The sequence below is a fragment of the Sinomonas sp. RB5 genome (assembly GCF_054063535.1).
In genome coordinates, this window is record NZ_JBSSGJ010000021.1 from 26,086 (window position 1) to 39,925 (window position 13,840).

12 protein-coding genes are annotated in these 13,840 nt (G+C 72.8%); 2 read left to right on the forward strand and 10 right to left on the reverse strand.

The window, feature by feature from the left end:
* Positions 1–6 precede the first annotated feature (6 nt).
* From ACVWWH_RS18670 to ACVWWH_RS18685, 4 genes are all read right to left on the reverse strand, one after another.
* The gene (locus tag ACVWWH_RS18670) at positions 7–1,173 is read right to left on the reverse strand and encodes an alkaline phosphatase family protein (protein ID WP_457317597.1); all 1,167 of its coding nucleotides are present in this window, start codon (positions 1,171–1,173) and stop codon (positions 7–9) included.
* Positions 1,170–2,453 (reverse strand): alkaline phosphatase family protein, encoded by a 1,284-nt coding sequence (locus tag ACVWWH_RS18675; RefSeq protein ID WP_457317598.1) that lies wholly within the window; start codon positions 2,451–2,453, stop codon positions 1,170–1,172. Before ACVWWH_RS18675 ends, ACVWWH_RS18670 begins: the two co-directional genes overlap by 4 nt.
* 105 nt (positions 2,454–2,558) lie before the next feature.
* Entirely contained in the window at positions 2,559–2,969 is a 411-nt protein-coding gene (locus ACVWWH_RS18680) for an NUDIX hydrolase (protein ID WP_457317599.1), read from the reverse strand.
* A 9-nt stretch (positions 2,970–2,978) separates the two neighbouring features.
* Positions 2,979–4,868 carry an ABC transporter ATP-binding protein gene (locus ACVWWH_RS18685; RefSeq protein ID WP_457317600.1) on the reverse strand — a complete coding sequence of 630 codons (1,890 nt, stop codon included), beginning with the start codon at positions 4,866–4,868 and terminating at the stop codon, positions 2,979–2,981.
* Between the two features lie 167 nt (positions 4,869–5,035).
* Between ACVWWH_RS18685 and ACVWWH_RS18690 the strand changes: the two genes are divergently transcribed.
* A complete protein-coding gene (locus ACVWWH_RS18690) occupies positions 5,036–5,788 on the forward strand; it encodes a hypothetical protein (protein ID WP_457317601.1) in 753 nt (250 codons plus the stop codon).
* Positions 5,785–6,486 (forward strand): hypothetical protein, encoded by a 702-nt coding sequence (locus ACVWWH_RS18695; RefSeq protein WP_457317602.1) that lies wholly within the window; start codon positions 5,785–5,787, stop codon positions 6,484–6,486. Before ACVWWH_RS18690 ends, ACVWWH_RS18695 begins: the two co-directional genes overlap by 4 nt.
* Positions 6,487–6,655: 169 nt before the next feature.
* On the opposite strand, the gene ACVWWH_RS18700 is transcribed toward ACVWWH_RS18695, so the two are convergent.
* The 6 genes from ACVWWH_RS18700 to ACVWWH_RS18725 form a co-directional block, all read right to left on the reverse strand.
* Positions 6,656–9,697 (reverse strand): alpha-mannosidase, encoded by a 3,042-nt coding sequence (locus ACVWWH_RS18700; RefSeq protein ID WP_457317603.1) that lies wholly within the window; start codon positions 9,695–9,697, stop codon positions 6,656–6,658.
* Between the two features lie 279 nt (positions 9,698–9,976).
* Entirely contained in the window at positions 9,977–10,831 is an 855-nt protein-coding gene (gene fdhD, locus ACVWWH_RS18705) for a formate dehydrogenase accessory sulfurtransferase FdhD (protein ID WP_457317604.1), read from the reverse strand.
* 84 nt (positions 10,832–10,915) lie between these two features.
* The gene (locus tag ACVWWH_RS18710; RefSeq protein WP_457317605.1) at positions 10,916–12,304 is read right to left on the reverse strand and encodes a molybdopterin molybdotransferase MoeA; all 1,389 of its coding nucleotides are present in this window, start codon (positions 12,302–12,304) and stop codon (positions 10,916–10,918) included.
* A complete protein-coding gene (locus ACVWWH_RS18715; protein ID WP_457317606.1) occupies positions 12,301–12,591 on the reverse strand; it encodes a DUF6457 domain-containing protein in 291 nt (96 codons plus the stop codon). The genes ACVWWH_RS18710 and ACVWWH_RS18715 overlap by 4 nt, the downstream gene beginning before the upstream one ends.
* Positions 12,584–13,342, reverse strand: a complete 759-nt coding sequence (locus ACVWWH_RS18720; protein WP_457317607.1) for a nucleotidyltransferase family protein — start codon at positions 13,340–13,342, stop codon at positions 12,584–12,586. Before ACVWWH_RS18720 ends, ACVWWH_RS18715 begins: the two co-directional genes overlap by 8 nt.
* Entirely contained in the window at positions 13,306–13,806 is a 501-nt protein-coding gene (locus tag ACVWWH_RS18725; protein WP_066496234.1) for an HNH endonuclease, read from the reverse strand. The genes ACVWWH_RS18720 and ACVWWH_RS18725 overlap by 37 nt, the downstream gene beginning before the upstream one ends.
* Positions 13,807–13,840: the final 34 nt, after the last annotated feature.

The following is a 13,840-nucleotide window of genomic DNA, read 5'->3' on the forward strand; positions in this document are numbered from 1 at the left end:
CCGGGGTCAGACCCCCTTGTTGTACACATCGAGCCCGAAGCGGTTCAGACCCGGGGTGCCCGCGTACCCGAGGTAGGGCAGTCCCTTGAGGTCCTCGATGCTCGCGAGGAGGCTGTAGTGGTTGTACGGCGTCGTGGACCACGTGCCGCCGGCCGTGAACGGCGAGAGCACGAGCGCCCCGACGCGGCCGCCTCCCAGCCCCGTGATGCCGGGGAGCGCGGCGTTGGGACCGGGCCCCTCGCCGCAGCACGCGCTCGCGTCCTGCTGCGGGCCGTCCGATTCGTCGAACGTGATGACCAGGACCCCGTCCTGCTTGAACGCGGGCGAGCCCGTGATGACGGGCACCCACTGCTTGAGCCACGCATCGGCCGAGACGAGTCCACCGGGCTGGCCGTCGACGCACGGGGAGTCGTGCCCGTCGTGGCACAGGTTGGGGGTGATGAAGGAGACGTCCGGTGTGGTCGAGGCCGAGGCGAGGTCGCCGCTGAGGGCGGACAGGTCGACGTCGTTCGCCGCGCAGTCCGGTGAGCCGGTGATGCCCGCGAAGTAGACGAACGGGTTGTGGCGGGCCGCGTACTGGTCCCCGACCCGCGCCTTCTGGGTGTCGTCGACGGCGCCGAGCTGCGGGTGGCGGCAGGGCGTGCCCATGTCCTCCATGTAGCCCTTCCAGGTCTTGCCCGCGGCGGTGAGCTGGTCCGCAATGGTCTTCACACCGGACGGGTACACGCACCCGCTGCCGACCGCCTGTCCCTGGTCCGCCGTGCCGGTCTGGACGAACGGCGAATACGTCTGGCAGTCCGCCTGGGTCTGGCTGTTCGGCCCCTGCCCCGAGACCTCGGAGACGTAGTTGTCGAGCGAGTTGTGGCCGGTCCCGTAGTAGCTGTTGAGCAGGACGCCCTGCGAGCGCAGGGTCTGGGAGAGGTAGGGCGCCTGCGAGGACGGGCCCCACGTCTCGTCATAGCCCTTGTTCTCGAGGTTGATGACGAACACGTGGGAGCTCGGGGGCAGGTACTGCGAGGTCGATCCGGCGGCCTCGGCCGGCTGGCCTCCGCCCCCGCGCACGAGGGCGACGGCGGCGAGCACCAGCACGGCGAGCGCCGCGAGCACGACGGCGAGGGGCCGCCGTCGTGCGGCGACGGCGAGGGCGCCCGGGGCGAGGGATCTGCGGGTCATGAGAGCTTCCATCCTTCCGCGATGGCGCGGTCCTTGAGGGGCTTCCACTCGTCTTCGGGGTCGCCGCCGGGCAGGGGCGTGCAGGGCGCGCCGGCCGCGAACGGCGGGACGGTGTACGCCGGAGCACTGAGGTTCGGGGCCGAGGCGAAGTCCAGGACCTCGGCGATGTTGGCGGCGTTCGCGTCGCGCGGAGTGAGCGGCGGCAGGTTCCAGCGCCACTCGATGGCCTTGAGGACCGAGGTGTGGTCGTAGGCGCCGGAGGCGATGGCGCCTCGGCGGGCGAACGGCGAGACGACGAGGGCGGGGACGCGGAAGCCGCGCAGCGCGGTGGTGGGGCTGACGTCCGGGGCGGTGGTCGGGGCCACGTGGTCGTAGAAGCCGCCCCACTCGTCGAAGTTGACCACGAGCATGGTGCGGGACCACGCCGGAGACTTCGTGACGGCGTTGTAGATCTCGTTGAGGAAGAGCTCGCCCGAGCGGACGTCCGCGTGGGGGTGGTCGTCGCCGGATGTGCCGGTGCTCTCGTCCGTGAACCGCGGGTCCACGAAGCTCACCGACGGCAGCGTGCCGGCCGCGCAGTCGCTGAGGAACTCCGAGTACTGGGCGGAGATGGGCAGGTACTTGGTGCCCCACAGTGCCACGAACGGCACGTCGGAGTAGTAGTACTTCCCGCTCACCCCCGCTGCGGCGAGGCGGTCCCAGATCGTGGGGATCGTCGCGTTGGCGGTCGAGTTGTGGATGCGGTCCGTCTGCGCCGAGTGCTGGTAGAACCGGTTCGGGTAGGTCTCGGCCATGACGGCGGCGTAGTAGTTGTCGCACACGGTCCAGCCCGGCGCGGCCTGGGCGAAGAACGCGAGGTCGGCGTCGGTGTAGTACCCGATCGCGAACTCGTCATTGTCCCCGGCGCGCAGCCAGCCGTCGCACTTGCCGTTGTTGTACTCGATGAGCCCGCCCTCTTGGGAGTGGTCGGGGTCGGGGTGGCTGCACCCCTGGAAGTCCGTGAGGTGGTGCGTCGAGTGGGGGACGCCGTAGCGGTCGGTGTAGGTGAGGCCGCCCTGCTTCCCGTTGGCGCCGGGGAGCCAGCCGAGGAAGTGGTCGAACGAGCGGTTCTCCATCATCACCACGATGATGTGGTCGATCCCGGCGGTGCTGGGATCGGCGGGCAGGGCTGCAGGGGCGAGGCTCCGGGTCGAGGCCGGCGCGGCGGCACCGGTGAGGGCTGCGGCGCCGAGGGCTGCGAAGGAGGCTGCCGTGAGGAAACTGCGGCGGGAGGTGGTCACGGCCCACCAAGTTACCGTGCAGTAGCAGCGGTCAGGGGCGGTTTTGCCCACTGTTCACCGGGGGTTCACAGACTTCCCACCTGGCTCCCAGAGAAGGGGTGGCCGTCAGGGGCGCCGCGCAAGGAGCGGCAGCACGTGGTCGGTCAGGAGCGGGGCGAGGTCCGGCCCGGGTTCCGCCGCCGGATCGATCCAGCGCAGCTCGGCGATCTCGGCCGCGGCGTGCACGGCGCCCGGATCGTAGGTCCCGGGGGCCGCGAACACGGTGGCCTCGATGTCCGTGCCGGCCTCGTTCGCCGCGCGCGCGATCCAGGTGCCCACGGGCTCGAGGGCTCCGGGGCCGACGACGATCCCCACCTCCTCCTCGAGCTCGCGGCTCGCGGCGTCGGCGGCGGATTCGCCGGCCTCGGGCTTCCCACCCGGATGCATGAAGCGATCGGTGCCGCGCTTGCGGACGGTGAGGAGACGCCCGTCGTGCGCGAAGACGCAGACGGCCGAGACGACGATCCGGGATTCCACGGTTCGAGGCTACTGCGCGTAGTCGTCCGCCGTGGCCGCGGCCTCGGCGAACTGGGTGGTGTACAGCTCGGCGTACCGTCCACCCGCGGCGAGCAGCTCCCCATGGGTGCCGCGCTCCACGATCTGGCCGTCCTCCACCACGAGGATCTGGTCCGCGGCGCGGATCGTGGAGAGGCGGTGTGCGATCACGACGGCGGTGCGCCCCTCGAGCGCCTCCCCCAGGGCCGCCTGGACGGCCGCCTCGTTGGTCGAGTCGAGCGCGGCGGTGGCCTCGTCGAGGATCACCACCCGCGGGGCGGCGAGGAGCAGGCGCGCGATCGTGAGCCGCTGCCGCTCGCCGCCGGAGAGCCGGTACCCCCGCTCCCCCACGATGGTCTCGAGCCCGTCCGGGAGCGAGCGCACCATGTCCTCGAGCCGCGAGCGCCGCAGCACGTCCCAGAGCTCCTCCTCGGTGGCCTCGGGCCGGGCGAGGCGGAGGTTGGCGGCGATGCTCTCGTGGAACAGGTGGCCGTCCTGGGTGACCATGCCCACGGTGCCCCGCATGGAGGCGAAGCTCGTGTCCCGCACGTCGACGCCGCCGATCCGCACCGACCCCGACTCCACGTCGTAGAGGCGCGAGAGCAGCTGCGCCACCGTGGACTTGCCGGCGCCGGACGATCCCACGAGTGCAAGCGTCTGGCCCGGGTCGACCCGGAAGGAGATGCCGTGGAGCACCTCTTCCCCTCCGCGGGTGTCGAGCACGGCGACCTCCTCGAGCGAGGCGAGCGAGACCTTGTCGGCGCTCGGGTAGCCGAAGCGGACGTCGTCGAACTCGACCGCGACGGGGCCCGCCGGGAGGGGCCGTGCGTCCGCCTTCTCCTGGATGAGCGGGGTCAGGTCGAGGACCTCGAAGACGCGCTCGAAGCTCACGAGCGCACTCATGATCTCCACCCGGGCGCTTGAGAGGTTGGTGATCGGCGCGTAGAGGCGCGTCAGGAGCAGGGCGAGCACCACGACGTCGCCCGGCGCGAGCTGCCCGGCGATCGCGAGCCAGCCGCCCACCCCGTAGACGAGCGCGAGGGCGAGCGAGGAGACGAGGGTGAGCGCGGTGATGAACGTGAAGGAGAGCATCGAGGAGCGGATCCCGATGTCCCGCACACGCCGCGCGCGCAGCGCGAACTCGCGGGACTCCTCGTCGGGGCGCCCGAAGAGCTTGATGAGGGTCGCGCCGGGCGCCGAGAAGCGCTCGGTCATCTGGGTGCTCATGGTGGCGTTGTGCGCGGCTGCCTCGCGGCGCAGGTCCGCGACGCGCGCCCCCATGCGCCGGGCAGGGATGAGGAAGATCGGCAGGAGGATGAGCGCCAGGACGGTTACGAGCCAGGACTTCTGCGCCATGACGGCCACCGTGAGGATCAGGGCGACGGCGTTGCTCACCACGCCCGAGAGGGTGCCGGCGAACGCGGCCTGGGCGCCGATGACGTCGTTGTTCAGGCGGCTCACGAGGGCGCCCGTGCGGGTGCGGGTGAAGAAGGCGATCGGCATGGTCTGGACGTGGTCGAACACGGCACGGCGCAGGTCCAGGATGACGCCCTCGCCGATCGTCGCCGAGAGCCAGCGCGTCAGGAGCCCGAACCCCGCGTCGGCCAGGGCCACGGCGGCGATGAGCACCGCGAGCCAGACCACGGTGGAGACCGAGGAGTGGCCCACGATCGCGTCCACGACCTGGCCAGCGAGCACGGGGGTGGCGACGGCGGTCACCGCCGCGACGATGGAGGTCAGGACGAAGGCGACGAGGCGGCCACGGTGGGGCGCAGCGAACGTGAGCACCCGCCGCAGGGTCTCCTTGCTGAACGGGTTCCTGCCCTCGGTGGCGCGGGAGATCTGATGCAGCGAACTCCACGCCGCGGTCTGCATGCTCATGGGATTCTCCTGAAAACGTGAAAGGCCCGCCGACTCGCGATTGGGGGGTGCGCGAGCCAGCGGGCTTCATCCAGCATAGGCCAGCCCGTCCAGCACGTAAAATCGACACGCACAGGCGATGCGCGGGCCGAAACGGCTGCCACTCGCCGGATCAAAAGGGGGGGTACATGCCGGTATCAGCGTTGGTGTTCCGGGACTGGCTACAAGAGCTGGCGCCCGGCAAGACCGCGGCGGACATCTGCCGGCGGGCCGGTCTCAAGCGCAGCACGCTCGCGCAGCAGCTCGTGCGGGGAAAGGTCGCGGAGGCGACCGTCGTCGCCGTCGCCCGCGCGTACGGGGAGAATCCGGTGCTCGGCCTCGCCCGGTTCGCCCCCTACCGGGACCTTGCCGCGAGCACCGCCAAGCCCACCGACGCAGAACTGCTGAGCCAGGTCTCCACCGCTCGGCTGCTCGAGGAACTGCTCGTGCGCGGAGGCGAGCTGTCCGAGGTGCCCCCGCACGGGGCGCGGCCGGCCGCCGCCCGGCCCGAGAGCGAGTGCTCCTCCTGCGAGCCGGACGTCCGGCAGTGGGTCGATGCGATCGACGACGGCGACCTGCGCCAGCGCGTGAGCGAGGCCACCGGCGTTGCCCCGCAGAACCTCTCGGCCCAGCTGCGGGCCAACCGCCTCAGCCCCGAGCTCGCTGTGAGCACCGCGCGCGAGGCCGGGGTGGGGCTGCGCAACGGTCTCGTCGTCACGGGACTCGTCACGGCCACCGAGGCCGGGTGGCCGCTCGAGGCCTGGGAGCAGGCGGTCCATCGCCTTCCCGACGCGGAGCTCGCCTTCATGGCGGCGGAGCGGCTCGCGGCCCTCGGCCGCGCCCTGCGCCGGCAGACCACGGATGCAAGGGACGTGCGTCGAGTGTGGGAGCACCTCGGATGACGGCGCTCGCGTGGGTCACGTTCGCACTGGCCCTGGTCCTCGCGCTCGTGCGCATCCCGTCCGCACTGCGGGGCGAGAACCGGCTCATGATGGCCCTGTTCGGCCTCATCGCCCTCGCCGTCCTGCTCAGCATCGGCGGTCCCTACCTCGCCATCGACGCAGCCTTGGGCGGCATCAACCTCGCCAACCTCCTGCTGCGGTTCCTCATCTACGCCATTACCCTCCTGCTCGCGGTGCGCGTGGCCCGGGCGTTCTCGGCGCGGTCAGCGCAGAGCGCCCTGCTCGGGCCGTGGGGGCTCGGAGCCCTGGCCCTCGTCGGCGCAGGCACCGTGATGTCGTTCCTGCTGATGGGGCTCCTCCCCTCGAGCGTGGGCCTCGGCGCTGGCGACAACCACGCGTGGTTCGACGTCTACGGCGAGCTCGGCCGGGTCTACCCGGGCTTCACCGGCGTGATCCTGCTCCCCAGCCTGCTGCGCGCACTCCGGGGCGCGAGCCTCCGGGCGCTCCGGGTGGCCGCGGGCCTGCTGGCCGCCGGCTACGCGATGCTCGCACTGACGGTGATCTTCCCCCTCATGCCGGACGACTGGGTTGCGGCCCGGCAGGCCATGAACTACAGCTCGCTCCTCTTCCTGCTCACGGGGCTCGCCACCATCTGGCTCGCTGGGCTGATGGCCAGACGACGCGCCGAGACGTCATAAATCCACTCACGAGAGGAACCCGGTTCACATTTTCATTACTCCATGCCACAATGATGAATGTGTGAACACGACCTGTCAGGGGGACACGGTTTGTTCTTCATTGGGGGGATGAGTGGCGGCGGCCTTCGGGCCGCCACCACTCAGTCTTTTAAGCCCCGTGATGCAGCGTTCACGCGCGCCGCAGCCGCAGGGTGAGCAGCTGGAAGGGGCGCAGAGTGAGGGTCACAGCGCCGCCGCGGACCCCGGGCAGGTGGTTGCCGCCCATCGGCCGCTCGAGCAGGTCGACGGACTCGATGCCCGTGCACTCGAAGCCCGCACGCACCGTCGCGGAGGTCCGCGTCCCGTAGGCCTCGTAGAGCCGGACGATCACATCGCCGGTGCCGTCCTCGGCGAGCTTGACGGCCTCGACCACCACCCCAGGGTGGTCGACTGCCACGAGCGGCACGATCTCGCGCTGTCCGCGCACGGAGCGCAGCGGCAGGTTGGCCTCGTAGCCCGACCGCACGGCCTCGGCAATCCCGGCGTTCGGCGTCACCGTGACGGTGAAGCGGTGCATCCCCGCGTCCGCCCCGGGATCCGGGAAGAGCGGGGACCTCAGCAGCGAGAGCCGGACGGTCGTCGTCGTGCCCCCGTCCTCGCGGACCGCGCGGGTGATGTCGTGGCCGTAGGCGGTGCAGTTCGCGATCGCGACGCCGTAGCCCGGCTCGGCCACGTGCACCCAGCGGTGGGCGCACACCTCGAAGCGGGCCGCGTCCCAGGACGTGTTGACCGGAACGGGACGGAAGACGTGCCCGAACTGGGTCTCGGCGGCGCTGCGGTCCGCGCGCAGGTCGAGGCCGAACCCGAGCTTGAGCAGCTTCTGGCGCTCGTGCCAGTCCACCTCCGTCTCGATCCGCAGGCCCGACGCTCCCGGAGCGAGCACCAGCCGCTGGCGCACCGTCGAGGAACCGAACGCCCGGCGGACCTCCAGCGCTGCCTCGCCCGCGCCGGCCTCCGCTGGGGCCACCGAGACCGCCTCGTCGAGGCGCTCGACGGTGTGCCGGTAGAACTCGTCGACATCCCACGCGTCCCATTCGTTGGGGGTGTCGCGATGGAGCTCGAGCAGGTTGCCCGCGGCCCCGGGCTCGATCGCGTCCCGGCCGCTCGCGGCATCCACGAGGGAGACGAGGAGGCCGCGCGCGTCCACCTCCGCGCGGACCGTGCCGTTGTCGAGCGCCCAGCCGCCGGCCGGCGTCGGGCGCACCGCGCTGCCCGCCGGCTCGGCGGGGCGCCCCGGGCGGCCGACGCCGCCCCCGAGCGCGGGCACGCCCGCCCGGGCGTGGGGCGCGGCGTTGAGGAGGATCTCGTTCTTGCCCGGGCCGACGAGGGCGGCGGCGGCGTCGGCGATGAGCGCCTCGAGGTTCCGCTCGATCGCGGCGTAGTTCCGCTCGGCGTCGCGGTGGACCCAGGCGATGGCGGTGCCGGGGAGGATGTCGTGGAACTGCTGCAGCAGCACCAGGCGCCAGATGCGGCGCAGCTCCTCGGCCGGGTACTCCGCGCCCCCGCGGACCGCGGCGGTGGCGCACCAGAGTTCCGCTTCGCGCAGCAGGTGCTCGCTGCGCCGGTTGCCCGCCTTGGTGCGCGCCTGGGCCGTGTAGGTGCCGCGGTGCTTCTCGAGGTACATCTCCCCCGTCCACACCGGCGGGTGCGCGTACTCGGCCTCGGCCTCGGCGAAGAAGCCGGCGGGCGTGCCGACGTCCACGCGCGGGGAGCCCTCGAGGTCGCGGTACCGCCGGGCAGAGGCCATCATCTCGCGCGTGGGGCCGCCGCCGCCGTCGCCGAAGCCGAAGGGCACGAGGGACACGCCCGCCCGGCCGTGCTCTCGGAAGGTCCGCTCGGCGTGGGCGAGCTCGGCGGCGCGCAGCTCGGAGGAGTAGGTGTCCGCCGGCGGGAAGTGCGTGAACACGCGCGAGCCGTCGATCCCCTCCCACAGGAACGTGTGGTGCGGGAACCGGTTGACCTGGTTCCAGGAGATCTTCTGGGTCAGGAACCATCGGCTCCCGGCGGCCCGGACAATCTGCGGAAGCGCCGCCGAGTACCCGAACGAGTCGGGCAGCCACGCCTCCTGGCAGTCGACCCCGAACTCCTCGAGGAAGAACCTCTTGCCCTCCACGAACTGCCGGGCCATGGCCTCGCCGCCGGGCATGTTGGTGTCCGACTCGACCCACATGCCGCCCACCGGCACGAAGCGCCCGTCCGCGACCTTCTCCTTGATCCGCTCGAACAGCTGCGGGTATCCGTCGCGGATCCACGCGAGCTGCTGGGCGGACGAGCACGCGAACGTCAGTTCAGGATCCTGGTCCATGAGCGCGACCACGTTGGCGAACGTGCGGGCGCACTTGCGCTGCGTCTCGCGGACGGGCCACAGCCACGCCGAGTCGATGTGCGCGTGCCCCGTGGCGACGATCCGGTGGACGCTCGACTCGGCCGGGGAGGCCAGCACCCCGGCGAGTGCCGCGCGGCCAGCGGCAGCCGTGCCGCCGACGTCGTACGGGTCCACGGAGTCCGCCATGCGCTCGAGGGCGCGGAGGATGAGGTGGCGCCGCGGCCTGTCGTCCGGCAGCTCGTGCATGAGCCCCCACAGCGCCTGCACGTCCTGCACGAGCTCCCAGACGGCGACGTCCCGCTCGGCGAGCAGGAGCGGGCCGAGGCGGTAGAGCGGTTCAGGGCCCGCCGTGGCGCGCTCCCCGAGCCCGGTCGGCTGGAACGTCCAGCCCTGGGCGACGTCCGGGTTGGCGGCGGCCTCGACATAGAAGTCGATCGCGGGGCCCCCTCCCAGCGCGGCCAGCGGCACGTACTGGTTCCGTGGATTGAGCGCCTTGACGATCTCACCGCCCGGCAGCCAGGCCAGGCCCTCGCACTGGAATCCCGGCAGCTCGTCGGTGTAGCCGAGGTCCACCAGCACCTCGAGGTCCGCGCCCTCTCCGCCCCAGCCCTCGGGCACGCGGCCGGCGAGGTGCAGCCAGGTCGTGGACCAGGCGGGACCCCAGCGGTCCCCCGGGCCCGTCGGGGTGAAGCGCTGCGCGAGCACGTGCTCGAGGCCCACGGGTTCTCCGGGAGCGTCCCATCGTTCCGCGGTGAGCGGCAGTGTGCGGCGATAAACGGCAGGGGCGAGCCGCTCGCGGAGGAAACGGTGGATCCGGGCCTCGGTGATCAGCCGATCGTCATGCACGGAATGTCCAATCAGTTGATTAATCCTGGCCCCACGCTACCGCACGAGCCCTCGCAGGGAAACGCCCCACCCCCGCCCCGTTCCGGGTACGCATCTCGTCGCGCTTTCCGGGTTTCGGGTACGACGGCGCGCACGGCCCGCAGACGCCGTCGCGCCTCCTCACCGCTCCGGCCCTCCCGGCGCTCCTCCCGGGCCGCCCGTTCCCCGACCTGGTCGACGGGGGACGTGTACCCGAAACGGCGAAAACCCGACGAGATGCGTACCCGAAACGGGAAGGGGTTAGGCGGAGAGCCGCTCGTGTCCCGCGTAGACGTTGAAGCCGGAGCCTCGGCTGAAGCCGATGAGCGTCACACCGGCCTCCTCGGCGAGCTGGACGGCGAGCGTGGACGGCGCGCTCACGGCGGCGAGCACCGGGATCCCGGCCATGGCGGCCTTCTGCACGAGCTCGAACGAGGCGCGCCCGGACACCTGCAGGACCGTGCCGGAGAGCGGCAGGCGGCCCTCGCGCAGCGCCCATCCGACCACTTTGTCGACGGCGTTGTGCCGCCCCACGTCCTCGCGGAGGCACTCGAGCTCGGCGCGGGTTCCTGCATCGTGCACGGAGAAGAGCCCCGCGGCGTGGACACCGCCGGTCTTGTCGAACAGGGCCTGGGCCTCGCGCAGGCGCTCGGGCAGCCCTGCCAGGAGTTCGGGGAGGACGCTCACGGCATCCTGGGCCGGGCTGTGGCGCGACGTACGTCGGACTGACTCGATGGAATCCGTGCCGCAGATGCCGCAGGCACTCGAGGTCACGACATTCCGCCCGAGCTCGGGGACGGCGACGCCGGGGCGCAGCTGGGCGTCGACCACGTTGAAGGTCTGGCGCCCCTCCTCGTCCTCGCCGGCGCAGAAGCGCTCCGAGACCAGCTGGTCCGCCTCCCAGATCACGCCCTCGGAGACGAGGAAGCCCGCCACGAGGTCGAAGTCGTCGCCGGGGGTGCGCATCGTGACGCTGTACGTCATGGTCCCCGCGGGACCGGTCAGCCGGATCTCGAGCGGCTCCTCGACGGCGAGCACGTCCTCCTTGTGCCGGACCGGGTACTCGCTGCCCAGCACGTACTTGTGCACCTTGCGGCGCTGGCTCAGCCGGCCCACGGCGCCCTCCTCACATCGGGTCGAGGCACGTGCCTCGGCATCTATTGTCCCGCGCCCGCCGCAACGGCGGCCGCGGCACCCGCCTCAGGCGTCCAGCGCGCTCCAGTCCACCGGGTCCTTGGACGCCGCCGGGCGCCGCTTCGGCCTCGCCTTCTGCGCGGGGGACGCGGACGACGGCGCGTGGCCGCCGAGGGGGCGACCCCACGGCAGCGGCAGGCACGGCACGGGGGCCGCGAGCTCGAGACCGTGGGGCGGGACGACCATGAAGCCGTCGGCACGGGCGAGCCCGCGCAGCATGCCCGACCCGATCCCGGCCGCGGGCGAGGCCATGCCGTACATGCGCCTGAAGGGGATCACCCGGGTGCGCCTGAGCTCCGGCTCGAAGGCCTCGCCCGAGGGAAGCTCGATGGGCTCCACCGGTGTCCGGCCCGACAGCGCCGCGAGCAGCGGCTCCCCCACGGTCGCGAGGCCCACGACCGCGGCCAGGGGGTTTCCCGGCAGCCCGAGGAAGAAGCGCCCGTCGGGCAGTTCGGCGAGCACGGTGGGGTGCCCGGGGCGCATCGCCACACCGTCGACGAGGAGGCGGCCGCCCATCGCCGCCACGATGTCCCGCAGGTGGTCGGATCCGCCCTTTCCGGTCCCGCCCGTGGTGACCACGACGTCCGCGGGACCGGGCTCCCCCGCCGCGCCGCCGTCGGACCCCGCCGCGCCTCCGTCGGGCACACCCGGCCCCCGCTCGGGCCGGTCGGCAAGGGCTGCGCCCCATTCGGCGGCGTCGTCGCCGATCTTCTCGTGGGCTACGAGGATGCCTCCGTAGGCCTCGAGGAGCGGCGGGATGAGGTAGCTGAAGACGTCGCGGACGAGGCCCGGACCGGGCAGTCCGCTCTCGACGACCTCGCCGCCGGTGCGCACGAGCTTGACGAGCGGCCGGCCTGCGACGCGGAGGGTGTCATGGCCGGCCAGGGCTGCGAGGGCCAGCTGGGCCGGCCCGAGCTCTGTCCCGTCCTTCAGGAGGGTCTCCCCCTCGCGGGCCTCCTCACCGGCCGGGCGGAGGTCCGCGCCGCCGCTGGGGGCCCCGGGGGGCGCGCCGGCGGAGAGGCGCAGGTGGGGCAGGCCCTCCCCGTCCGGGGCCACTTCCCCGTACTCGCGCCGCAGCACGGCACGAGCCCCCGGCGGCAGGGCTCCGCCGGTGACGATGGGAACGGCCTGGTGGGCGGTGAGCGGCTCGCCGGGCTCGGCGATGATCCAGGGGCCGGTGCCGCACACGGCCCATCCGTCCATCGCGGAGGAGGTGTAGTGCGGCATGTCCCGCAGCGCCGTGAGGGGCCCTGCGAGGGTGCGGCCCAGGGCCCGGGCGAGCGGGACCTCTACGGGCGGAAGCGGGCTGGCCGCCGCGCTGGCGACGGCACGGGCCTCGGACCACGTGAGGTGAAGTGCGTGCTGGGGGCCGGCCGCGTCCGGGCCGGGGGTCATTCCTCGGTCCCGGCCGACCTGCGGGACTTCACGGCTTCGAGGGCCTCGGCCACTGCTCGCTGCATGGCTTCGGCGGGCTCGGCCCGCCCGCTCCCGGCCGCGAGGCCGGCTGCGTAGGCCGCGAGGAAGGTCGTGAGGGGGGCGGCGGGGCGCACCACTGAGTGGGCGGCGACGCCGGCGAGCCCCAGGACCGCGTCGATGTCGACGTCGAGGTCTCCGAGCCCGAGCTCCTGCGTGAGCTCCGCGCACCACGCGCGCAGCAGCGCGTCCTTCTCTGGGTCACTCATGGGCATCCTCCTGCCGTGGCGCTCGGCCCGGCACGTCCGGGCCCTCGATGCCCCAACGCCGCGCGGCGTCCCAGGTGTCGACGTCGGCCGAGGAACCCGGCGGCAGCCGCAGGGGCAGCAGGCCCAGCCTAGCAATGACGTGCTTCATCGGACGGTTGGCGAGGCCGCCGTCGCGGGCCAGCGCGTCGAGGGCGCGCACCAGCGGGTCCCGGCGGAGCAGCGAGAGGAGGGGCTGGGTGCGCCCGTCGGCGTCCTCGCCCAGAATCCCGTCGCAGTCGGGCTCGGCGGAGGCCGCCTCGAGCAGCGCGGCGACGGCGTCCGCGGGGCGCGGGAGGTCCGCTGCGACCACCGCGATCCAGCCCGGTGCCCCGCCGTGCCCGGGATGGAGCGCTTCGAGGCCCGCGGAGAGCGCCGCGACCGGCCCGGTGTACAGCGGTTCCTCCCGCGTGAACAGCACGCGGCCGGGTTCTCCGGCGCCGGAAGCGCCCGAGCCCGGCGGTCCGCCCGGCTCCCCGGGCGCCGGTCCCACGACGGCGACGGAGCGGGCCGCTGCGACGGCGGCGAGGGCGTGCTCGAGGAGGGTCGCACCGCGGTAGGCCAGCTGGGGCTTCGGGTAGCCGCCCAGTCGGGAAGCGCGGCCGCCCGCGAGGACGACCGCGTCGTAGGCGGGCACCGGCTGGATCCGGGCGGTCTTCCCGCCCGCCTGCGGCGGCGTCAGGCTGCCGACTCCGGGGCGAGGAACGGGCCCCACTGGGCCACCGGCTTCTCCAGCTCCTTGATCTGCCACACGACGCCGACGGGCTCGGACGGCGTGAAGCGCAGCTTCCAGCCCATCTCCGCGGGGGTGTGGTCGCCCTTGACGTTGTTGCACCGCAGGCAGCAGGCCACGAGGTTCTCCCAGGACTCGCCCCCGCCGCGGGAGCGGGGAAGCACGTGGTCCACCGTGTGGGCGGCCTTGCCGCAGTACGCGCACGCGTGGGCGTCCCGGCGGAGCACGCCTCGCCTGCTCACGGCGGTCACATGGGTCCGCCGTGGCCTGATGTACCGATGGAGCAGGATCACCGACGGGCGCCCGAGCACGTCGCGCGGTCCGACGACTGGCTCGCCGTCTTCCGCCACGACGCTCGCCTTTCCGGCGAGCACCAGGACGAGCGCGCGGCGGAAGGTGACCACCGCGAGCGGTTCGTATCCAGCATTGAGAACGAGTGTGCGCATGCGCGTTCCTCACGGCCGTACCCGGTCAGGGGCA